Source organism: Novosphingobium sp. 1529 (genome assembly GCF_040544855.1).
Taxonomy (GTDB): Bacteria; Pseudomonadota; Alphaproteobacteria; order Sphingomonadales; family Sphingomonadaceae; genus Novosphingobium; species Novosphingobium capsulatum.
In genome coordinates, this window is the sequence record NZ_JBEPKW010000003.1 from 1 (window position 1) to 18,483 (window position 18,483).

Here is an 18,483-nt window from a genome sequence, read left to right on the forward strand (position 1 = left end):
CAGCCCAACCGCTGACGCCGTTCAACCATCGTACCGGGAGGCCACCAACCCTGCATCAGGGATGCGCAACCGACGCCGGACCGTTACCCCATCTAAAACCTGTGATAATAGAGGGACGCGGTGCGGGCGGCGCATCTTCATCTTCTCGGCCGGAATGTTCCACACGCTGCGATCGAAATCGAACTCTGCTGATTCGGCTTGGCGAAGTTCACCGGGGCGCACAAAGAGATGTGCTGACAGCTTCAAAGCGAACAGCGTGATGGCATGGCCGGTGTACCGCTCGATTGCCCTCATCAGTTCCCCAGCGCGGTGTGGAGTGGTGATGGCGGCGAGATGCTTGGATTTGGGGGCGGTCAGAGCGCCACGGAGGTCGCTGGTTGGATCGCATTCGGCTCGTGCTGTGGCGACTGCGTAGCGAAAAACGCGCCCCAGAACGCTTCGCATGCGGCGCGCGCTTTCGTAGCGGCCCGTCGCCTCAACCGCGCGTAAGACGACGAGAACTTCGTGCGCGGTTATCTGGGCGATCGGTCGCGTACCAATCTTGGGATAAGCCTTGTCTAGGAGCCAGCGAACTTTGCTGAGTGTAACCTCAGCCAACTGCTCACGCTCCTGCTTGGCAATCCACTCAAGCGCGACAGTCTTGAAGGTGCTGTTTTCCTCGATCCTGGCTTTGGCGGCGTCAATCTTTTGCTGGTGGGCGGGATCGATCCCGGTGGCGAGCAGGCGCCTGGCTTCTTCGCGCTTGGCGCGCGCGTCGGCAAGGCTAAGATCGGGCCATTGGCCCAGAAACAGGGTTTTCTGCTTGCTGAGCCAACTGTTAGGTCAGGCGCCACAGCTTTGAGCCATTTGGCTTGACGAAAAGATGCAGCCCGCCGCCATCGAACATCTTGTATGGCCGGTCTTTGGGTTTAGCGTTCGCAATCGTGGTCGCAAAGAGGGTGCTCATCTGGGTATCGCCTCGCCGAAGGGCGGAGAACGATACCCATCAGGATACCCATTTTGTTCCTGATTGGTGTCGCATTCGCCCGGATGTTGTCGGACGACTATACCACAAAATTTAGCTGATTTCGGCCACTTCACGGACGTCCACGGACGTCCGTGGAATGAGAGATGGTGCCAAGGGTGGGCAACGAATGGGTCGGGCGGCTGTTCCGCCAGCTTTTCCCGACGCAGGAATAACATGAAAGCACAGGCAATTGCCTATACGAGATAGCGTGCGAGCGAGGGGAGGGCATAGCATGGGGCCAAGAATGCAGGGCAGCGCGCCAGGAGGATCATGACACAGGAAACCGAGAAGACCGGTACAGTCGGCGCCGGTGCGCGCCGGGCAAGGCGCCTGACGCGTGCTAGCGCGCTGCTGGGCCTTGCCATGCTGACTGCCGCCGCTGCGCCGCCTGCCAGCAATGCGCCGGGCAAGCTGGCCATCGGCCTGGATCAGCCAGAGCCCGGCCTGCCCGAACTGGCTGCGCCTGGCCCCTATGTACCGGGCACCATGACGCGCACGATCGTGGCCTCGGGGCAACTGGATGCGACGGCGTCGGTCGCGGCGGGGCAAGTCGTGCGCGGCACGCGCACCCTGCCGTTGCGCATCTGGTATCCCGCGCGCGGCGCGGCCGGCGCGCACACCGTGACCTATTCTGCCAGCCTGACGGCAGAGCCGCCGCAGCCGCCGGTGCACTTCACCATAGCCGGGCGCGCGGTGGCCGATGCGCCGGCGGCGGGCCAGGGCTTTCCCCTGGTGCTGCTCTCGCATGGGTTTGACAACGATCCGGTGATGCTGCGCTGGCTGGGCGAAAACCTGGCGAGCAAGGGCTATGTCGTGGTGGCCATCGCCCATCATGATGGGCCGATCACCGATCCGCGCGGCGCCGTGCCGATGATGCTGCGCCGCCCGCTCGATATCGTGTTGACGTTGCAACGCCTGCGCGCCGGGTTGCTGGGGCCGCTGGCCGATCCGGCGCAGGTGGCGCTGATTGGCTATTCGTTTGGTGGCTATGGCGTGTTGACCGCAGCGGGTGCCCGGCTCGATCCCACAGCTGCGTGGCTGGCGCGCATGCCGGCCGCCCTGCGCGCGGCCTATGCCGGCAATGGCCCGGCCGCAGCCGATCTGCGCGCCGATGGCATTGCTGCTGTCGTGGCGATTTCGCCTGCTGGCGGCGGGCCATCGCCGGTGTGGGGCAGCGGCGTGGCGCAAATCCATGCGCCGCTCATGGTGGTGACCGGAACGGCCGATCGCACGGTCGGCTTTGATCCCGGCCCGGCCACGATCTTTGCCGGCGCCACGGGCAGCGATCGCACCATGCTGGCGTTCGAGGGGGCCGGCCATTCGATCGGCACCGATCCCGCGCCGCCGCAGATGCGCCAGGCCTTGTGGGACATGGACTGGTTCGAAGATCCGGTGTGGCGCAAGGCGCGGCTCAACGGCATCAGCCTGCATTTCATTACCGCCTTTCTGGCGGTGCATCTCAAGCACCAGGCGGCGATGCAGGCCTATCTCACCGTGCCGGCCGAACGCTCTGACAGGGCGGGGTGGACTGGCCCTGCCACGCCCTATGCAGCGGTGAGCCAGGGGGGCGAAAACCCCACCTGGAAAGGCTTTGTGCGCAACCATCAGGACGGCCTGATTCTGCGCCACCTGGCCCCCGCGCCATGAGCCTGGCGCGCGCCAAGGCCCTGCTGTCCAGCGATCCGGCGCAGGCGCGCGATCTGGCCTTGGCGGCAGGGCAGGGGTTGGAGGCGCGCTTCGTGGCGGCGGCTGCCATGCGCCGCTGTGGCGATGCCACTGGGGCGCTGCGTGTGCTGGCGCCGCTGGCACAAAGCACGGCCTGGGGCGTGCACTATGAACGCGGTGCTGCCCATGCCATGGCGGGGGAGGATGCCGCTGCGCTGGATGCTTTTAGTCTGGCACATCGCTTCAACCCGCAATCGGCGATCGCAGCCCATGCCCTGGCCGGCCAGCACGCCGTGCTGGGCCAGGCGCTGCCCCCGGCGCTGGCGCAGGCACAGCAACAGATCGTGGCGCAGGGCCATGCGCTCGCGGGGATAGACCGCGCCGATCCATGCTGGCTGCGCCTGCTGGCGGCGGCAAGCCTGGTCCAAGGTGGGCAGGATGCCGCCGAAGAATGGCTGCTGGCCGCCCTGGCCCGCGCCCCGGCCTTTTCTGCCGCCGCGCTCGATCTGGCGCTGCTCTATGAACGGCAGCAGCGCGGGCCAGAGGCGCTGGCCCTGGTGGCGCCGCTCGCCGCTCGCCATCCCGGCAATCCGGCACTACACGGCCTCGTGGCGGCAGCGCAGCTGCATGGCGGCGATGTCGATGCCGCCCTCGCCGCGCTGGATGCGGCCCTGGCATTGTCGCCTCATGACGCCGGTTTTTGGCACGTGCGTGGCCATGCCCTGGCCGCAGCCGGCGATGTGGCCGGCGCGGTCTTGGCCTACCGCCGCGCGCTGGCGCTGCGGCCCGATCAGGCAGAGCCGTGGTGGAGCCTCGCCAATCTCAAGACCTTCCACTCTGCGCCCGAGGATCATGCCGCGATGACAGCGGCACTGGCCGCGCCCGGCCTGGCGCCGGCCCAGGCCGCGCATCTCCATTTCGCGCTGGGCCGCGCCCTGCTCGATGCGCAGGAGCCGGCCGGGGCGATGGACCATCTCCACCGCGCCAATGCGCTGCGCCGCGCGCAGGTGCCGTTTGATATCGCCGCGCACGAGCGATTTGTTGCCGATACGATCGCCGCCAGCCCCGCGCCGTTTTTCGCCGCGCGTGCCAACTGGGGCGATCCGCGCCCTGGCCCGGTGTTCATCGTCGGCCTGCCGCGCAGTGGCTCAACCCTGGTCGAACAGATCCTGGCCAGCCACCCGGCGGTCGAAGGTCTGTCCGAGCTGGCCGATTTCACCCTGCTAGCGCGGCAATGGACCACGCGGCTGATCCGCGAAGGGCGCGCCCGCGATCGCGCGTCGGCACTGGCGGCACTGACCGCACCCGAAGCGCGCGCGCTGGGCGAAGCCTATCTGGCGCGGGTGGCGCGCGTGCGGCAGACCGATCGGCCGCTGTTCGTCGACAAGGCGCCGGGCAACCTGTTCAACCTGGCGCTGATCCGCGTGGCGCTGCCCCAGGCGCGCATCATCCACGTTTCGCGCGATCCCATGGCCTGTGGTTTCTCGCTTTATGCCCAGGATTTCGCGGACGGGCAGGGCTATAGCTATGATCTTGTCACGCTGGGCCGCTATTGTCGCGCCGCTGCCGCATTGGCCGCGCATATGCACAAGGGTTTGGGCCAGGCGATGATGGCAGTTGCCTACGAAGAACTGATTGACGACGCGGAAGGCACGGTGCGCCGCCTGCTGCGCCATTGCGGGCTGCCCTTTGCGCCTGAAACCCTGCGCTTTTTCGACAATCCGCGCGCCGTGCGCACGATCAGCGCGCAGCAGGTGCGCCAGCCGCTGCACCGCCAGGGCCTGTCGCGCTGGCAGGCCTGTGCGCCCTGGCTTGGCCCGCTGGCCCAGGCGCTTGGCCTGGCGGATGACAAAATCCGATGAGCGCATGCGATTAACACAGTTGTTGCACGCCAGCTTGGTGCGAAGCTGGCAATGCTCAAGACGAGTACCGGCCCAGACGCGGTCGAGCGGGTGGCGAGCGCCCGCACGGGGAGTCAAATCAGAAAGTGCGAGGGGTATAATGAACAATAGCGACCTCCTGTCCGCCATGCACCGTGCGCGCCTGTCCGCGCGGCTCCTGGCATCCACCGCCGTGGTTTCGGCCGCGATGCTGGCGACGGCGCCGGCCTGGGCCGATGAACAGGCCACCCAGCCCAGCGGCAAGATCGAAGATATCGTCGTTACCGCCAGCCGTTCGGGCGCGGAATCGGTGCAGAAGGTGCCGATCGCGATTTCGGTGGTGAACGTCGACACGATCACCAAGTCTGGCCAGGGCAACCTGTCGGATCTGCAGCGCTTTGTCCCCTCGCTCTCGATCACCGAAAGCGCGCCGGGCTTCAACAAGTTCAACATGCGCGGCCTGTCGACCGGCGGCTATCGCACGTCTGACACCTCGGACCGCTCGCTCGTGGCGGTCTATCTCGATGATACGCCGATCTCGGTGCAGGGGCAGACGCCCGATCTCAAGGTCTATGACTTGGAACGCGTGGAAGTGCTGCGCGGACCTCAGGGTACGCTCTATGGCGCGGGCTCGATGGCCGGCACCGTGCGCTTCGTCACCGCCAAGCCGCGTGCCGACGAGGTATCCGGCTCGATCGAAGGCACTGCCGCTTCCACCGAACATGGTGCGGCCAGCGGCAGCGTGCGCGGCATGATCAACCTGCCGCTGGTGAAAGACCAGCTGGCCGTGCGCGCCAATGTCTATGTCGGCCGCGATGGCGGTTTCATCGACAATGTCGGCGCCTATGCCGGGCAGAACCGCAACAGCAACACCACCGAACAGGCACGCGTGGCCCTGCGCTGGACGCCCAGCACGGCTTTCACGTTCGACGCTGCGTTCACCTATGAACACAGCAAGGCCAATGGCCTTAACACCGGCATGAGCGGGTTGGCGGACTACACCACGTTCACCAATGGCCCGGAAGGCACCAGCGACAAGTTCCGCCTCTACCAGGCCTCGGGCGATTATGACCTGGGCGGCGTGCACCTGATCATCAGCGGCGCGCATACCGATCGCGATGTCGGCTACCTGGCCAGCACCGAGCCGACCATCGGCTATTTCTTCCAGGATTACAGCGGCGGTACGCTGCCGGTTAGCAGCACGACCTATCCGCTCTACAAGGCGCCGACCAGCTTTGATCCGGCGGTGAGCAAGCTGATCCCCTATGAACAGTATTCGATCAACCAGAAGATCAAGGACACCATGCTGGAAGCACGCCTCGCTTCCGACAATACCGGCCCGGTGAAATGGACCGCCGGCGTGTTCTATGAAAAGCAGATCCGCCACCTGGTCCAGGACATTCCCGTCGCCGGGTTCGATACCCTGTCGTACATGAACTATTTCTATGGCCCGTTCCCGCAGACGGCCAATGGCCTTTATGATTCCAAGGCCGTGGACAAAGCGTTCAATTCCAATGACATCTTCTCGGGTCTTCAGGATACGGACGAACATCAGTTCGCCGCTTATGCCGATGCCACCTGGCACATCACCGACAAGCTCGATCTGTCGGGCGGCCTGCGCTACTTCAACTTCAAGGAAAAGTATTACCTGTTTGAAAGCGGCGTCTATGGCGTGATCAATCACGTGCCGCTGGAACAGAACGCCACGCTCAAGTCAAACGGCGTGAACCCGCGCGCCAACGTGTCGTACAAGGCCAGCCAGGACTTCATGGTCTATGCCGAAGTCGCCAAGGGCTTCCGCTATGGCGGGGCCAACCAGCCCGTGCCGATCGGCGACACCGGCATCTCGCAGACCTGCAAGAACAACCTGGCGTCCTATGGCTATTCCTCGGCCCCCAGTACGTTCGGCCCGGACAAGCTGTGGAACTATACTATTGGTGAAAAGGCGCGCCTGGCCGATGGCAAGGTGACGTTCAACGCCAGCGCGTTCTGGATCGACTGGAGCGACGTGCAAACGCGCCTGCTGCTCGATTGCTCGTACTTCTTCACCGACAACAAGGGCAAGATCCGCTCCAAGGGCCTGGAGCTGGAAACCACGGTGAAGCTTAGCCCGGAAATCACCTTCTCGGGCTTTGCCTCCTACACGGACTCGCGCGCCAACGGGAATATCCCCACGGTCGGCGCGTTTGACGGCAACCGCACGCCCTATTTCCCGCAATGGACCGCGTCGGCCTCGCTGTTCTACGATGCCAATGTCGGCACCGATCAGTCGATCCACCTGCGCGCCAGCTATCAATACCAGGGCGACCAGTTCACCACGTTCAACCCCTACAAGACCACGATCACCAATGGTCAGCTGGTGACCGATGGCCCCAGCGCAACCTATGCGCGGATCCCCGCGCAGAACAATGTCAGCGCGTCGATCAGCTATGACATCGGCCGCCTGGAAATCGGCCTGTTCGGCAACAACCTGATCAACGGCGTGAAGTATGTCGATGTGGCACGGGCGACCTATTACAAGGTCTATCAGCCGGGTGACCGCATCTCGTGGGCACGTCCCCGCACGATCGGCGTGCGCGCGCGCTACGCGTTCTGATGATGTGATCGGGGGGAAGCGGCTGTGCCTGCTTCCCCCTGACATTGCCGCCGGCCGGGCCTTGGCATAGGGTAAGGGTCATGCCGGCGCCCGATCCTCTGCTGCCCAATCCCTTGTTTGCCGCCCAGGTCGATTGGAACCTGCTGCGCCTGTTTGCCGATATCGTGAAGGCAGGCGGCATCGGCGCGGCGGCGCGCCGGCTCAACAAGCAGCAGCCCACGATCAGCGCCGCGCTCAAGCGGCTGGAAGAGCACGCCGGCGCGCGCCTGCTGCATCGCAGTGCCAGCGGGGTGGAACTGACCGCAGCCGGCCGCGCGCTTTATCTGCTGTGTGAAGACATGGCCCAGGCCGCGCGCGCCGCACCCCATCGTATTGCCCAGGCGCTGCAGCAGGTCGAAGGGCTGGCGCGCATCCAGGTCGTGTCCTCGATCGTATCGCCTGCGTTCGATGCTGCGATTGCCAGCCTGCATGCCCGCCACCCCGCGATCCGCATCGAAATCCGCGTCTCGCCCTGGCGCAGCGTGCTCGATGTGTTGGAACGCGGCGAGGCGGAACTGGGCGTGGGCACCGACAGCGGCGTGCGCGCCGGGCTGACCTACGAGCCGCTGTTCACCGAAACCCAGCAACTCTATTGCGCGCGCAGCAGCCCGCTTTACGGAACGCGCGTGGCCACCATGGCCAGCCTGCGCGAACAAGGTTTCGTGCTGACCGGGCAGGATGAGGTCGACACCATTACCCACCTGCGCCAGCGCTATCGCCTCGGCACGGTGGTGACGGGCCTGGCCGAAGACATCCACGAGGCACTGCGCCTGATCCGGCTGGGCACCGGCATCGGCTTCCTCCCCACGCTCGCCGCCGCGCCGGCCGTGGCGAGCGGGGACTTGTGGCCACTGCTGCCCGACGACCTGGCGCCATCCTATCCGATGTACCTGCTCACCCGCCAGGCGCCCGAGCGCGGCACGCCGGCGCAGCTGTTCCTCGACGAGATCACCGGCCACCTGCGCGCGCGGGAGGTCTAGGTAGCAAGGCAGCGGGACCCCGGATCAAGTCCGGGGTGACGAAAAAAACAATATATTACATGCACCTACCTCACCCCGGACTTGATCCGGAGTCCCGCTTTCTCAACGCAAAACCCGCGCATTGCGCTCCAGATGCTCGCGTTCAGCCTCCAGCCAGGCTTGCCCCCCGGACGTGGTGGGCGTCTGCGTGACAAAGGCAAACACCGGCTCGTGCACATCGAGGCTATAAACCAGCGTGCAGGCCATGCCGTCGATCGTGCAGTGCTGGTGCACCTGGCCATCGGCCTGGAGCGCGAAGTCACCGTGGAGCAGTGGTGCCCCGTGCCGTGCCGGGATGGTGGTGTGGGTGATGTGCGCGCCGTCGAGCGCGACCGAGACTTCGTAGCTCTCGATCTGCGCCGCGCTGGCGATGCCCTGGGTCAGGGCGTGGTCAAGGCTGGGCGTGGTGGCCAGCGCGGCGTCGATGGCCGGCAGGCGCGATCGCGCGAGGGCCATGTGCGCGCCGGCCACGATCAGCCCGCCGTCCATGGCATGGTCTGTCCCGGTCGCATGCTCGCGCAGCAGATGCAGCCGCAGCCCAAGCAGCGGGCCAGGCGTGGCGAGTTGCCGCCAATCCTCCACATAAGCGCCCGATGGCGCGAACTCGAGCACGCTGTTACCGATGAACGCCAGGCGCGCCGGTTCAGGCCATTGGTTGCGCGGTTGATAGCTGCGCGCCACCGACCACGACATTTCGCCGCGCTGCGCATCCCACAGCGTGTCGCCCACCCAGCCCTGGCGCGCGGTCAGTGCGGTGTCGTCGCGGCCGGGCAATCGCAGGTCGAGCGTGAAGCTGCGTGACTGGAACCAATAGACCGGCGTACCCTCGTCGGTCAGCCCGGTGCAGAAGGTGATGCTCTTGCGCCGGAACGCGCCGAGCAGGTGGCGTGGAAACGGCACCGTGCCCAGCGGCCGAGGCGGCAGCGCGGCCAGCAGATCGGCAACTTTCATGCACCCGCCTCTGGCCGGCCGAACGAGGCCAGCGGCACCGGATCGTTGAGCACCAGGTCGCCGCGCGCAATGCGCTGCTTGAGATAGGCGAAGGTCTGCGCCGTCTGGTTGAACAGGTGTTCCCCGCCCTTGATCGGGCGATAGCGCGGGGCTTCGCCGCGCACCACCGGGGCGATGACGTGGTCATAATCGCACGAGCAGAACAGCGGGAAGGAATAGCGCTCCTGCGCCACGGTCTTCACCCGGTGCTTGGTGGCCAGATAGCGGCCGTTGGACATGATCTCCATCATGTCGCCTACATTCATGATCAGCGCGCCATCGATCAGCGGCACATCGAACCAGGCGCCGTGCCGATCCACCACCTGCAGCCCCGGCGCGGTAACGTGCAGCAGGGTGAAGCATTCGTAATCGGTATGCGCGCCAATCCCGGGGCGGTCTTGCGCGGCGGGATCGTGGGGATAGTGGATCAGCCGCAACTGGCTGGGCGGGTGGCGCAGGTGCGCATCGAAATGCGTTTCGGCAAGGCCCAGCGCCAGGGCAAAGGCACGGAACAGCTGGTGGCTGATCCCGGTAAGATGGGCATACCAGGCCTGCACATCGGCGCGAAAGCCGGGCATCGCCGGCCACAGGTTTGGCCCCAGCAGCGGGCGGCGCTCGCTGCCGTGATAGTCTATGTTGATGTCATAGGCTTCCTTGAGGTCGGGCGGGCCGCTGCCGAACTGCTCCTCGCCCACCGGCACATAGCCGCTGTGGTTGTGCGACAGGCCGATATAGCCCTGCATCTTGGTGGCGAGATCCTGCGCGAAATAGTCCTGCGCCCGCGCCACCAGCCGCGCGCGCAGCCCGGCGTCGATCTGCGATCCCGTGACATAGAGAAACCCCGCCTCGACACAGGCGCGGTCCAGTTCCTGCGCCACGGCCAGGCGATCGGCGCGGCTTGGGCTTTGCAGGCGGGAGATATCGACAAGGGGCAGGGCGTGATCGGGCATGGCCGATCTTCTTCCCCTTCTGCCTGCCCCACGCCAGCCGGCAAATGCCAATGCCGGCCATCAATCTGGTCTATGGGCTCAGGCAGCCGCGAAATAGGCGGTGCACATCCGCCCCAGCTCGCGCTTGAGCACGTTCCAGTCATAGTTGGTGACCGACTCGCTGCTCGAACCCAGGCTCAACTGGCGGGCAAGGGTGGCAAAGATGATATGGTGCGCGGCCTTGGCGCACATTTCCGGGTCTTGCCCTGCAATTTCATCGCGATAGCGCATGAACGCCGCCAGCGCCTTTGCTTCGGCGAGCAGCGCGGCGCGCTTGCCCAGCGCGGAAATCGGCGGGTCGTGCTCGGCCCGCATCATCGTCAACCGCAGCAGCGGTGCGTTGCGGCGCAGCACTTCGGAATAGGCTTCCACATAGTGGGGCACGAATTCCTTGAGCGTGGCGCAGGAGGCGGCCAGCGCGGCCTGCATCGTGTCTTCTTCCTGCGCCAGCGTCTGCGTCGCGCGATAGAGCACGGCGCGCACCAGGCTGTCCTTGTTCTCGAACCGCAGGTAGATCGACCCGATCGAGACCTTGCCCCGGCTGCTCACCTCCTGAAGGGTGAAATCCTCGTTGCCGCGCTCCACCATCAGGGTTCGCGCGGTGGCCAGCATACGCTCGAGCGAGGCCTTGCTGCGCCCCTGCAACGGCGCCCGGCCCATGGATTCAAGCGACAATTCGACGGCATCCGCCAAGGCGGACATGTCCTGCGGCATCAAGGCAACCCCATGCTGGCACACGCTGAAACGGCGCGCGCATCCCTCTGCGCCTTAAAGGCATTTGTGGCGAACGCCAACCGGCCTGTCATACCGCTGCCACAGGACGCCGCCAGGCCCGGCCCAAGCCCATGCCCAGGCCCGGCGCGCCGCGTGGCTGCGGCGCTCAAGCGGGCTGCAACGCTGCTGGCCGGCGCAGGCCCAGGACGCCGCCCGCGATGGCGGCGATCAGCGCGACCACGCCGGCGACCAGGAACGCCCCCTGCATCGATCCCGCACCGCGCGCCACCAGGCCCACCACGATCGGGGAGACGGCCTGGCCCAGGAAGAAGCAGCTGGTCCACACCCCCATGCCCCGGCCGCGATGGCGGAACGAGAACTTGGTCTGCGCCCATGCGATCAGCGCCGGCACGGCCATGCCCGCGCCGGTCTGCTGCACCGCCAGCGCCAGCTGCATTTCCAGTATCGAATGCGCCAGGCCCACGCCAGCCAGGCCAATGGCGAACAGCACCAGGAACGTGGCGATCTGCACGGCATTGCCAAAGCGCGAGACGATGCGGAACAGCACCGCGCCGGCCAGGATGAAGAAGCTGGGCACGAAGGTGGCCTTGCTTACCGCCATCGGGCTGGTCACGCCCACTTCGGCCCAGGCGATGCTGCCATTGACGATGAACACGTAATAGAGAACCGAGCAGAACAGCGTCAGCCCGCCGACCAGGAAGGCCGTGCCGAACGGGAACGGGCCATCGGCCGCCGTGGTCGCCGGTGCACCGGCCGTACGAGTCTTGTCCTTAGCCTGGTCGGGCTCGAAAATGCACAGATACATCGCAACAAAGATCGGCAGGGCGATGAGATAGACCAGGAAGCTGCCGTTCCAGCGCCACGCCGCCACCGCTGCCACCAGCAGGAACACCATGGACTGGAACGCCGGACCGACCAGGCCCTGCAGCATCAGCCAGGTGCGGCGCTGGCCATCTTCCCAATAATCCGCGATCAGGGTGTTGACGATGGTGAGGATGCCGGCCTCGCACACGCCCAGCAGCAGGCGCGTGGCAAAGATCACATCAAGGTTTTCCAGGAAGAACGGCAGCGTGCCGACGATGCCGTAGAAAAACGTGCAGATCAGCAGCAGCGGCCGCCGGCCAAAGCGATCGACGAACAGCCCGGCAAACGGCGCCAGCACGGCAATGGCATAGCCCGGCGCCGTAACCATGGCCGGCACGCGGATCGCGGCATCGGGCACGTTCTTGAAATGGGTGATCATCGCGGCAACCACCGGGAACATCGCGATGATGGCAAAAACCGGCAGGAAGCCCGCCACGATCATCGTGGCGCCCTGGGGCTTGAGCGTGAGCGAGCCGTAAAACTTGCGGGCGAGCTGCATTCGATATTCTCCCGTCGGGGCCGTTCAGCCGGGGCCATTCCTGCTTGACGACGCAGGCCCTATCAAACTAGAATTTGGATTACAAACGAAACTGCGCGGGGAGAGTGACTTGCAGCGTCTGCGAATGGGCATGATCGGGGGTGGGCCAGGCGCCTTCATCGGGCCGGTGCACCGCTATGCGGCGGAAATGGACCGTGAGATCGAGCTGGTTGCCGGGGTTTTCTCCAGCGATGCCGCGCGTGGCAAGGCTGCCGCCGATGTCTATCGCGTCGATCCGGAACGCGCCTATCCCACGCTTGAGGCGATGTTCGCCGCCGAACGCGAGCGGGCCGATGGCATCGATTTCGTGGCGATCGTCTCGCCCAATCACCACCACCTGCCCGCCGCCCGCGCGGCGCTGGCCGCAGGCTTGCCGGTGATGACCGACAAGCCGCTGACCGCCACGCTGGACGAGGCAGACGAACTCGCTGGCCTGGTGCGTGCCGCCGGGCTGCCGTTCGGCGTCACCTATACCTATTCCGGCTATCCCCTGGTGCGCGAGGCGCGGGCGCGGGTGGCGTCTGGCGCGCTTGGCACCGTGCGCAAGATCGTGGTGGAATATCCCCAGGGCTGGCTTGCGACAGAGGCCACCGGCAAGCAGGCCGAATGGCGCGTCGATCCCGCGCGCGCCGGGCTGGGCGGCTGCATCGGCGACATTGGGGTTCACGCGTTTCACCTGGCTGAATTCATCAGCGGGCTGAAAGTCGTCTCGCTACTGGCCGATCTGGGCATTGTGGTGCCGGGCCGCGCGCTGGATGATGACTGTACGGTGCTGCTGCGTTTCGACAATGGCGCGCGCGGCGTGCTGCTGGCCAGCCAGATCGAAGTGGGCGAGCGCAACGGCCTGCGCATCCGGCTCTATGGCGATCGCGGCGGGCTGGCCTGGCGCCAGGAAACGCCCAACATGCTGGAACTGACCAAGCTGGACGGGCGCACCGAGATCGTTCACGCTGGCAGTGGCCAGTTGGGCCCCGATGCCCTGGCCCGCACGCGCACGCCGGCTGGCCATCCCGAAGGCTATCTCGAGGCCTTTGCCAATCTCTATCGCGATTTTGCCGCCCAGCTGCGGGGCGAACCTGCGCCGTTGCTGCCCGGCCTGGACGATGGGCTGCGCGGCATGGCGTTCATCGCCACTGCCGTTTCTGCCAGCCGCGCCGGTGCCGGCTGGGTGCCCCTGACTGTTTGACGGAGCCTGACACCATGAAGACCATCAAGGGCCCGGGCATTTTCCTGGCCCAGTTCGCCGGCGACGCCGCCCCGTTCAACAGCCTGGATGCGATCGGCACCTATATGGCCGGGCTGGGCTACAAAGGCGTGCAGATCCCCAGCTGGGACAAGCGCCTGTTCGATCTCGACCTTGCTGCGGAAAGCCAGACCTATTGCGACGAGGTGAAAGGCATGCTGGCTGACAAGGGGCTGGCGATCACCGAGCTTTCCACCCATTTGCAGGGACAGTTGGTCGCGGTGCATCCCGCGTTCGATGCGCAGTTTGACGCCTTTGCCCCGGCTGCCGTGCATGGCAACCCGGCCGCGCGCCAGGCCTGGGCGGTGGACCAGGTGAAGAAGGCGGCGATCGCCAGCCGGCGCCTGGGCCTGTCGGCCCATGCCACCTTTTCCGGGGCACTGGCCTGGCCCTATTTCTATCCCTGGCCGGCGCGCCCAGCGGGGCTGGTCGAGGATGCGTTTGACGAACTGGCGCGACGGTGGAAGCCGATCCTGGATGTGTTCGAGGACAACGGCGTTGATGCCGCCTATGAAATCCATCCCGGTGAAGACCTGCACGATGGCGTGACGTTCGAGATGTTCCTGGAACGCACGGGCAACCATCCGCGCGCCAAGATCCTCTATGATCCCAGCCACTTCGTGCTGCAGTGCCTGGATTACCTGGCCTACATCGACATCTATCACGAACGCATCGCCTGCTTCCACGTCAAGGATGCCGAATTCCGCCCCAGCGGCCGCAGCGGCGTCTATGGCGGCTATCAGGCCTGGGTCGATCGGCCCGGCCGGTTTCGCAGCCTGGGCGATGGGCAGGTCGATTTCCCCGCGATCTTTTCCAAGATGGCGCAATACGATTTCGCTGGCTGGGCCGTGCTGGAATGGGAATGCGCGCTCAAGCATCCCGAACAGGGCGCGGCCGAAGGCGCCCCGTTCATTGCCCGCCACATCATTCGCGTGACCGAGCATGCGTTTGATGATTTCGCCGCGGGTGGGGCCGATCGCGCGCTCAATCGCCAGCTGATGGGCTTTTGAGCGCGCCACGATCAAGTGCCTGTCATGCAAGCGTTTGCCCATTTGTGTCGGCGGGGCAGGCTTGACAGGCACGATGCAGAACAATAATTGAAATTCTAATTAAACGGGCGCACGTGCCGCGCTGGCGCCCGCACGATCGTACACCGGGAGGATGCATGACTGTCGCCGCCGATTCTCCACATCCAGCCGGTACGGGATGGCAGCGCCGGGATTTCCTCGCCGGGTTGGTGTTGCTGGGCCTTGCCGTTGGGCCGGCCGCTGCAGCCGTCGCCGCTTCTGCGCCGCAGGACGCGAACATCGTGCGCTACCAGGGCCTGATGCGCGATGTGGCACAGATCGTCATTCCGCGTACCGACACGGCGGGCGCGGGGGATGTGGGCGCAGGCGCTTTCGTCTTGCTGGGCCTGGCGCACGGGCTGGGCGGCGCGCACCAGCCGGTGACCACACCGGGGCTGGAGGGCTTTTCCAGCACCGATGGACGCTTTGACCATCCGCGCTGGCTGGCTCTCGAACTCGATCGCCGCGCCGGCGGTGATTTTGCCCACGCCGGGTTGTCGGCGCGGCAGGCCGCCGTGGCGGGCCTGGATCGCGATGCCTTTGCCGACGCGCCGATGGCGCAGCCCTGGCACACCATTAAGAACCTTGTCCTTACAGGGTATTACACCTCGGAAATCGGCGGTTCCAAGGAACTCAACTATGAACTCGTGCCCGGCCGGTGGGACCCCGACGTGCCCGTGACGCCCACCACGCGCGCCTATTCCAGCGACTGGACGGCGATCGACTTCGGCTGATGAGCAGACAGGATTTTCCCATGGATTTCGATGCAATTGTGGTGGGCTCGGGGATCAGCGGCGGCTGGGCGGCCAAGGAACTGACCCAAGCCGGGCTCAAGGTGCTGATGATCGAGCGGGGGCGCGAGATCCGGCACCAGCAGGACTATGACACCGAGATGAAGGCGCCGTGGGAGATGCCGTTCCGCGGGGAGGGCGATACCGCCCTGTACGAGCGCGAATATCCCGTGCAGATGCTCAACCGCCATTTCAACGAATTTACCGAAGGCCACTTCGTCAACGACGCGCAGAACCCCTATCAGACCGGGGACGGCACCGATTTCACCTGGTTTCGCAGCTATCAACTGGGTGGGCGCTCGCTCACCTGGGGGCGGCAGTGCTATCGCTGGTCAGACTATGACTTTGGCGCCAATGCCCGCGACGGGCATGGCACCGATTGGCCGATCCGCTATGCCGATCTGGCGCCGTGGTATGACAAGGTCGAGCGCTTCGTGGGCGTTTCGGGCGCGCACGAAGGCCTCAAGCAGTTGCCCGATGGGCAGTTCCAGCCGCCCATGGCGCTCAACGTGGTGGAACAGCACGCCCGCGCCGAAATCGCCAAGCGCTGGCCCGAACGCTGCCTGACCGTGGGGCGGACCGCCAACCTGACCGAGGCCAAGACCGAGGAAGGGCGCGCGCCGTGCCAGTATCGCTCGATCTGCGCGCGCGGCTGCTCGTATGGCGCCTATTTCTCCACGCAATCGAGCACGTTGCCTGCCGCGATGGCCACCGGCAACCTGACCGTGATCACCGACGCCGTGGTAGAGGCGGTGGATTTCGATCCCGCGACCCAGCGCGCGCGCGGCGTGCGCTATTTCGATACCAAGGCCCGCGTGCACAAGACCGCGAGCGCGCGGCTGGTGTTCCTCAACGCCGGTGCGTTCAATTCGGTGCACGTGCTGCTCAATTCCGCCACCGATGCCATGCCGCAGGGCCTGGCCAATTCCAGCGGTGTGCTGGGCACGCACATCATGGACCACGCCAATACCCTCTCGGCTACGGCGATCATGCCGGGGTTCGAGGGCCATACTTCGTTCGGCAATCGCCCGACCGGCATCGTCATCCCGCGCTACCGCAACATGGACACGCTGGACGGCATTGGCCACACGCGCGGCTATTCGTTCCAGGGTGGCGCGCTGCAAAGCACGTGGACGCAGGGCAAGCGGCTGGCGGGCACCGGCACCGATTACAAGAACACGCTGCGCAAGCCCGGGCCGTGGCGCATGGTGTTGGTGACCTTTGCCGATTGCGTGCCGCGGCCGACCAACCGCCTCACGCTCGATCGCAGCAAGACCGACGCCAACGGCCTGCCGCAGCTCAAGGTGGACTTTGCCTATGGCAAGGAAGAGCATGCCGCCCTGGCCCAGGCCAAGGCCGATGCAGCCGAAATGCTCACGGCGGCCGGCGGCCATGTTATCATGGGCTTTGACCGGCCGGGCGCAGGCGGCAGTTCCATCCACGAGATGGGCGGCGCGCGCATGGGCCGCGATCCCAAGACCAGCGTGCTCAACCAGTGGAGCCAGGCCCACGACGTGGCCAACCTGTTCGTCACCGATGGCGCGCAGATGAGCTCTTCGGCATCCCAGAACCCGTCGCTCACCTATATGGCCTTGACCGCGCGCGCGGCCGATGCCGCCGTATCGATGTTGCGCGAAGGCAAGATCTGAGCGTGATCGACCCCCATAGCCTGACCCACCGCCAAAAGACTCTTGCGCTTGCCACCCTGATCATTGCCCTGGTGCTCGAGATCGTCGACATGACGATCGTCAACACCGCGTTGCCGGCGATCAAGGCCAGCCTGGGTGCCGATGCCCAGGCATCGCAGTGGATCGTGGCGGGCTATTCGCTGGCCTTTGCCGTGCTGCTGATGGCTGGCGGGCGGCTGGGCGATACCTTTGGCTATCGCCGCATGTTCCTGGTGGGGGTTACCGGTTTTACCCTGGCATCGGCCGCCTGTGGGCTGGCGCATACCGGCACTGCCCTGGTGGCGGCGCGCCTGTTGCAGGGCGCGACCGGGGCGGTGATGGCGCCCCAGGCGATGGCCATGGTGCAGGTGATGTTTTCGCCGCTGGAGCGGGTGTCGCGCATGGCGCTGTTCGGCGTGATCGGCGGGCTTGCCGCGATTGCCGGGCCGGTGCTGGGCGGCTTGCTGATCGAGGCCAACCTGTTCGATCTGGGCTGGCGCGCGGTATTCCTGATCAACCTGCCGGTGGGCGTGGGCGCGGTGATCGCCGGCCTGGTCTTCCTGCCCGAGGCGCGATCGAGCCGGCCTGCGGGGTATGACCTGATCGGCATGGCGCTGTTCGGCCTGGCCATGGCGGCGCTGCTTCATCCCCTGATCGGCGCGGCGGAAGCCGGGCATGGCGGCGCCATGCTGTGGCCCCTGGTGGCGGTGGTGCCGTTGGGCGTGCTCGCCTGGCGCCACGCCGGCAAACGCGTGGGTGCCGGGCGGCCGGCGCTGTTCGATCCGGCGCTGTTCAGCATCGCCAGCTTTCGCCAGGGGCTGGCGCTGGCGATCGTGTTCGGCGCGGTGGGCGCGGGCTTTCTGCTGGTCTTTGCCTTTGCCATGCAGGCCGAACGTGGCCAGACGCCGCTGTTCACCGGGCTGCTCCACGTGCCTTATGGGCTTGGCGCGATGTTCGGCATTGGGGTGATGAGCCGCAATCTGCTGCCCCGCCTCGGCCGTTGGGTGCTCGTGCTGGGTGCAGGCGTGATGCTGCCGGCAACGGCGCTGGTGCTATGGGGGATTACCATGGCGCACTTGCCCTGGCTTGCCGTGGGGCTGTGCCTGATGCTGGCAGGCGCAGGCATGGGCATGACCTCGGGTTGTGTCGGCCCGGTGGTGGTCTCGCGCGTCGATCGCGATCATGCCGGGGCGGCCAGCGCGCTTTTGAAGACCAGCCAGCAGTTTGGCGCGGCATTGGGCGTGGCCCTGGTCGGCAGCCTTTATTTCGCCGCCGGCGCAAGGGCATTCGCCCCGCCCGCCATGGCCGCCCTGGCCGTGATCGCGGCATTGCAACTGGCGTGCATCGGCCTTGCCTGGCGCCTGCCGCACCGGCTGTTCGACTAGGCCGAAAAA

15 protein-coding genes and 1 pseudogene are annotated in these 18,483 nt (G+C 66.0%); 9 read left to right on the plus strand and 7 right to left on the minus strand.

Going from position 1 to position 18,483, the window contains the following annotated elements; translation table 11 throughout:
• Nucleotides 1-21: 21 nt before the first annotated feature.
• The 3 genes and pseudogenes from ABIC78_RS08160 to ABIC78_RS08170 all read right to left on the minus strand — a co-directional run bounded on the left by ABIC78_RS08160 (nt 22) and on the right by ABIC78_RS08170 (nt 946).
• A complete protein-coding gene (locus tag ABIC78_RS08160) occupies nt 22-597 on the minus strand; it encodes a tyrosine-type recombinase/integrase (RefSeq protein WP_354488850.1) in 576 nt (191 codons plus the stop codon).
• 144 nt (nt 598-741) lie between these two features.
• Nucleotides 742-792: pseudogene (locus ABIC78_RS08165) on the minus strand (hypothetical protein); the annotation flags it as partial.
• A gap of 25 nt (nt 793-817) precedes the next feature.
• Entirely contained in the window at nt 818-946 is a 129-nt protein-coding gene (locus ABIC78_RS08170) for an Arm DNA-binding domain-containing protein (protein WP_354488852.1), read from the minus strand.
• 330 nt (nt 947-1,276) lie between these two features.
• Between ABIC78_RS08170 and ABIC78_RS08175 the strand changes: the two genes are divergently transcribed.
• The 4 genes from ABIC78_RS08175 to ABIC78_RS08190 all read left to right on the plus strand — a co-directional run bounded on the left by ABIC78_RS08175 (nt 1,277) and on the right by ABIC78_RS08190 (nt 8,166).
• Nucleotides 1,277-2,653 (plus strand): alpha/beta hydrolase family protein, encoded by a 1,377-nt coding sequence (locus tag ABIC78_RS08175; RefSeq protein WP_354488854.1) that lies wholly within the window; start codon nt 1,277-1,279, stop codon nt 2,651-2,653.
• Nucleotides 2,650-4,533, plus strand: coding sequence for a tetratricopeptide repeat-containing sulfotransferase family protein (locus ABIC78_RS08180; RefSeq protein WP_354488856.1), 1,884 nt, complete (start codon nt 2,650-2,652; stop codon nt 4,531-4,533). Before ABIC78_RS08175 ends, ABIC78_RS08180 begins: the two co-directional genes overlap by 4 nt.
• A 139-nt stretch (nt 4,534-4,672) precedes the next feature.
• Entirely contained in the window at nt 4,673-7,147 is a 2,475-nt protein-coding gene (locus ABIC78_RS08185; protein ID WP_354488858.1) for a TonB-dependent receptor, read from the plus strand.
• Between the two features lie 80 nt (nt 7,148-7,227).
• Nucleotides 7,228-8,166, plus strand: coding sequence for a LysR family transcriptional regulator (locus ABIC78_RS08190; protein ID WP_022678421.1), 939 nt, complete (start codon nt 7,228-7,230; stop codon nt 8,164-8,166).
• Nucleotides 8,167-8,268: 102 nt separating this feature from the next.
• On the opposite strand, the gene ABIC78_RS08195 is transcribed toward ABIC78_RS08190, so the two are convergent.
• From ABIC78_RS08195 to ABIC78_RS08210, 4 genes are all read right to left on the minus strand, one after another.
• A complete protein-coding gene (locus ABIC78_RS08195) occupies nt 8,269-9,156 on the minus strand; it encodes a hypothetical protein (protein WP_354488860.1) in 888 nt (295 codons plus the stop codon).
• Entirely contained in the window at nt 9,153-10,145 is a 993-nt protein-coding gene (locus tag ABIC78_RS08200; protein WP_354488862.1) for an isopenicillin N synthase family dioxygenase, read from the minus strand. Before ABIC78_RS08200 ends, ABIC78_RS08195 begins: the two co-directional genes overlap by 4 nt.
• Nucleotides 10,146-10,223: 78 nt before the next feature.
• Nucleotides 10,224-10,886 carry a TetR/AcrR family transcriptional regulator gene (locus tag ABIC78_RS08205; RefSeq protein ID WP_354488864.1) on the minus strand — a complete coding sequence of 221 codons (663 nt, stop codon included), beginning with the start codon at nt 10,884-10,886 and terminating at the stop codon, nt 10,224-10,226.
• A gap of 178 nt (nt 10,887-11,064) precedes the next feature.
• On the minus strand, nt 11,065-12,282 hold the full coding sequence (locus ABIC78_RS08210) for an MFS transporter (RefSeq protein WP_354488866.1): 1,218 nt from the start codon (nt 12,280-12,282) through the stop codon (nt 11,065-11,067).
• Nucleotides 12,283-12,391: 109 nt separating this feature from the next.
• On the opposite strand from ABIC78_RS08210, the gene ABIC78_RS08215 reads away from it, so the two are divergent.
• The 5 genes from ABIC78_RS08215 to ABIC78_RS08235 all read left to right on the plus strand — a co-directional run bounded on the left by ABIC78_RS08215 (nt 12,392) and on the right by ABIC78_RS08235 (nt 18,474).
• Complete coding sequence (locus tag ABIC78_RS08215) at nt 12,392-13,507, plus strand: Gfo/Idh/MocA family protein (RefSeq protein WP_354488868.1); 1,116 nt, start codon at nt 12,392-12,394, stop codon at nt 13,505-13,507.
• Between the two features lie 14 nt (nt 13,508-13,521).
• The gene (locus ABIC78_RS08220) at nt 13,522-14,574 is read left to right on the plus strand and encodes a sugar phosphate isomerase/epimerase family protein (protein ID WP_062783799.1); all 1,053 of its coding nucleotides are present in this window, start codon (nt 13,522-13,524) and stop codon (nt 14,572-14,574) included.
• A 155-nt stretch (nt 14,575-14,729) separates the two neighbouring features.
• Entirely contained in the window at nt 14,730-15,365 is a 636-nt protein-coding gene (locus ABIC78_RS08225) for a gluconate 2-dehydrogenase subunit 3 family protein (RefSeq protein ID WP_354488870.1), read from the plus strand.
• A 20-nt stretch (nt 15,366-15,385) separates the two neighbouring features.
• Nucleotides 15,386-17,071, plus strand: coding sequence for a GMC oxidoreductase (locus ABIC78_RS08230; protein WP_354488872.1), 1,686 nt, complete (start codon nt 15,386-15,388; stop codon nt 17,069-17,071).
• Nucleotides 17,072-17,073: 2 nt separating this feature from the next.
• Nucleotides 17,074-18,474 (plus strand): MFS transporter, encoded by a 1,401-nt coding sequence (locus ABIC78_RS08235; protein ID WP_354488874.1) that lies wholly within the window; start codon nt 17,074-17,076, stop codon nt 18,472-18,474.
• Nucleotides 18,475-18,483 lie beyond the last annotated feature (9 nt).

What these genes read in the sequence shown, in the direction of transcription:
- ABIC78_RS08230 (WP_354488872.1), top strand. Translation starts at nt 15,386, where the DNA reads ATGGATTTCGATGCAATTGTGGTGGGCTCGGGGATCAGCGGCGGCTGG.
- ABIC78_RS08220 (WP_062783799.1), top strand. Translation starts at nt 13,522, where the DNA reads ATGAAGACCATCAAGGGCCCGGGCATTTTCCTGGCCCAGTTCGCCGGC.
- ABIC78_RS08190 (WP_022678421.1), top strand. Translation starts at nt 7,228, where the DNA reads ATGCCGGCGCCCGATCCTCTGCTGCCCAATCCCTTGTTTGCCGCCCAG.
- ABIC78_RS08180 (WP_354488856.1), top strand. Translation starts at nt 2,650, where the DNA reads ATGAGCCTGGCGCGCGCCAAGGCCCTGCTGTCCAGCGATCCGGCGCAG.
- ABIC78_RS08195 (WP_354488860.1), bottom strand. Translation starts at nt 9,156, where the DNA reads ATGAAAGTTGCCGATCTGCTGGCCGCGCTGCCGCCTCGGCCGCTGGGC.
- ABIC78_RS08225 (WP_354488870.1), top strand. Translation starts at nt 14,730, where the DNA reads ATGACTGTCGCCGCCGATTCTCCACATCCAGCCGGTACGGGATGGCAG.
- ABIC78_RS08170 (WP_354488852.1), bottom strand. Translation starts at nt 946, where the DNA reads ATGAGCACCCTCTTTGCGACCACGATTGCGAACGCTAAACCCAAAGAC.
- ABIC78_RS08205 (WP_354488864.1), bottom strand. Translation starts at nt 10,886, where the DNA reads ATGTCCGCCTTGGCGGATGCCGTCGAATTGTCGCTTGAATCCATGGGC.
- ABIC78_RS08200 (WP_354488862.1), bottom strand. Translation starts at nt 10,145, where the DNA reads ATGCCCGATCACGCCCTGCCCCTTGTCGATATCTCCCGCCTGCAAAGC.
- ABIC78_RS08185 (WP_354488858.1), top strand. Translation starts at nt 4,673, where the DNA reads ATGAACAATAGCGACCTCCTGTCCGCCATGCACCGTGCGCGCCTGTCC.
- ABIC78_RS08210 (WP_354488866.1), bottom strand. Translation starts at nt 12,282, where the DNA reads ATGCAGCTCGCCCGCAAGTTTTACGGCTCGCTCACGCTCAAGCCCCAG.
- ABIC78_RS08175 (WP_354488854.1), top strand. Translation starts at nt 1,277, where the DNA reads ATGACACAGGAAACCGAGAAGACCGGTACAGTCGGCGCCGGTGCGCGC.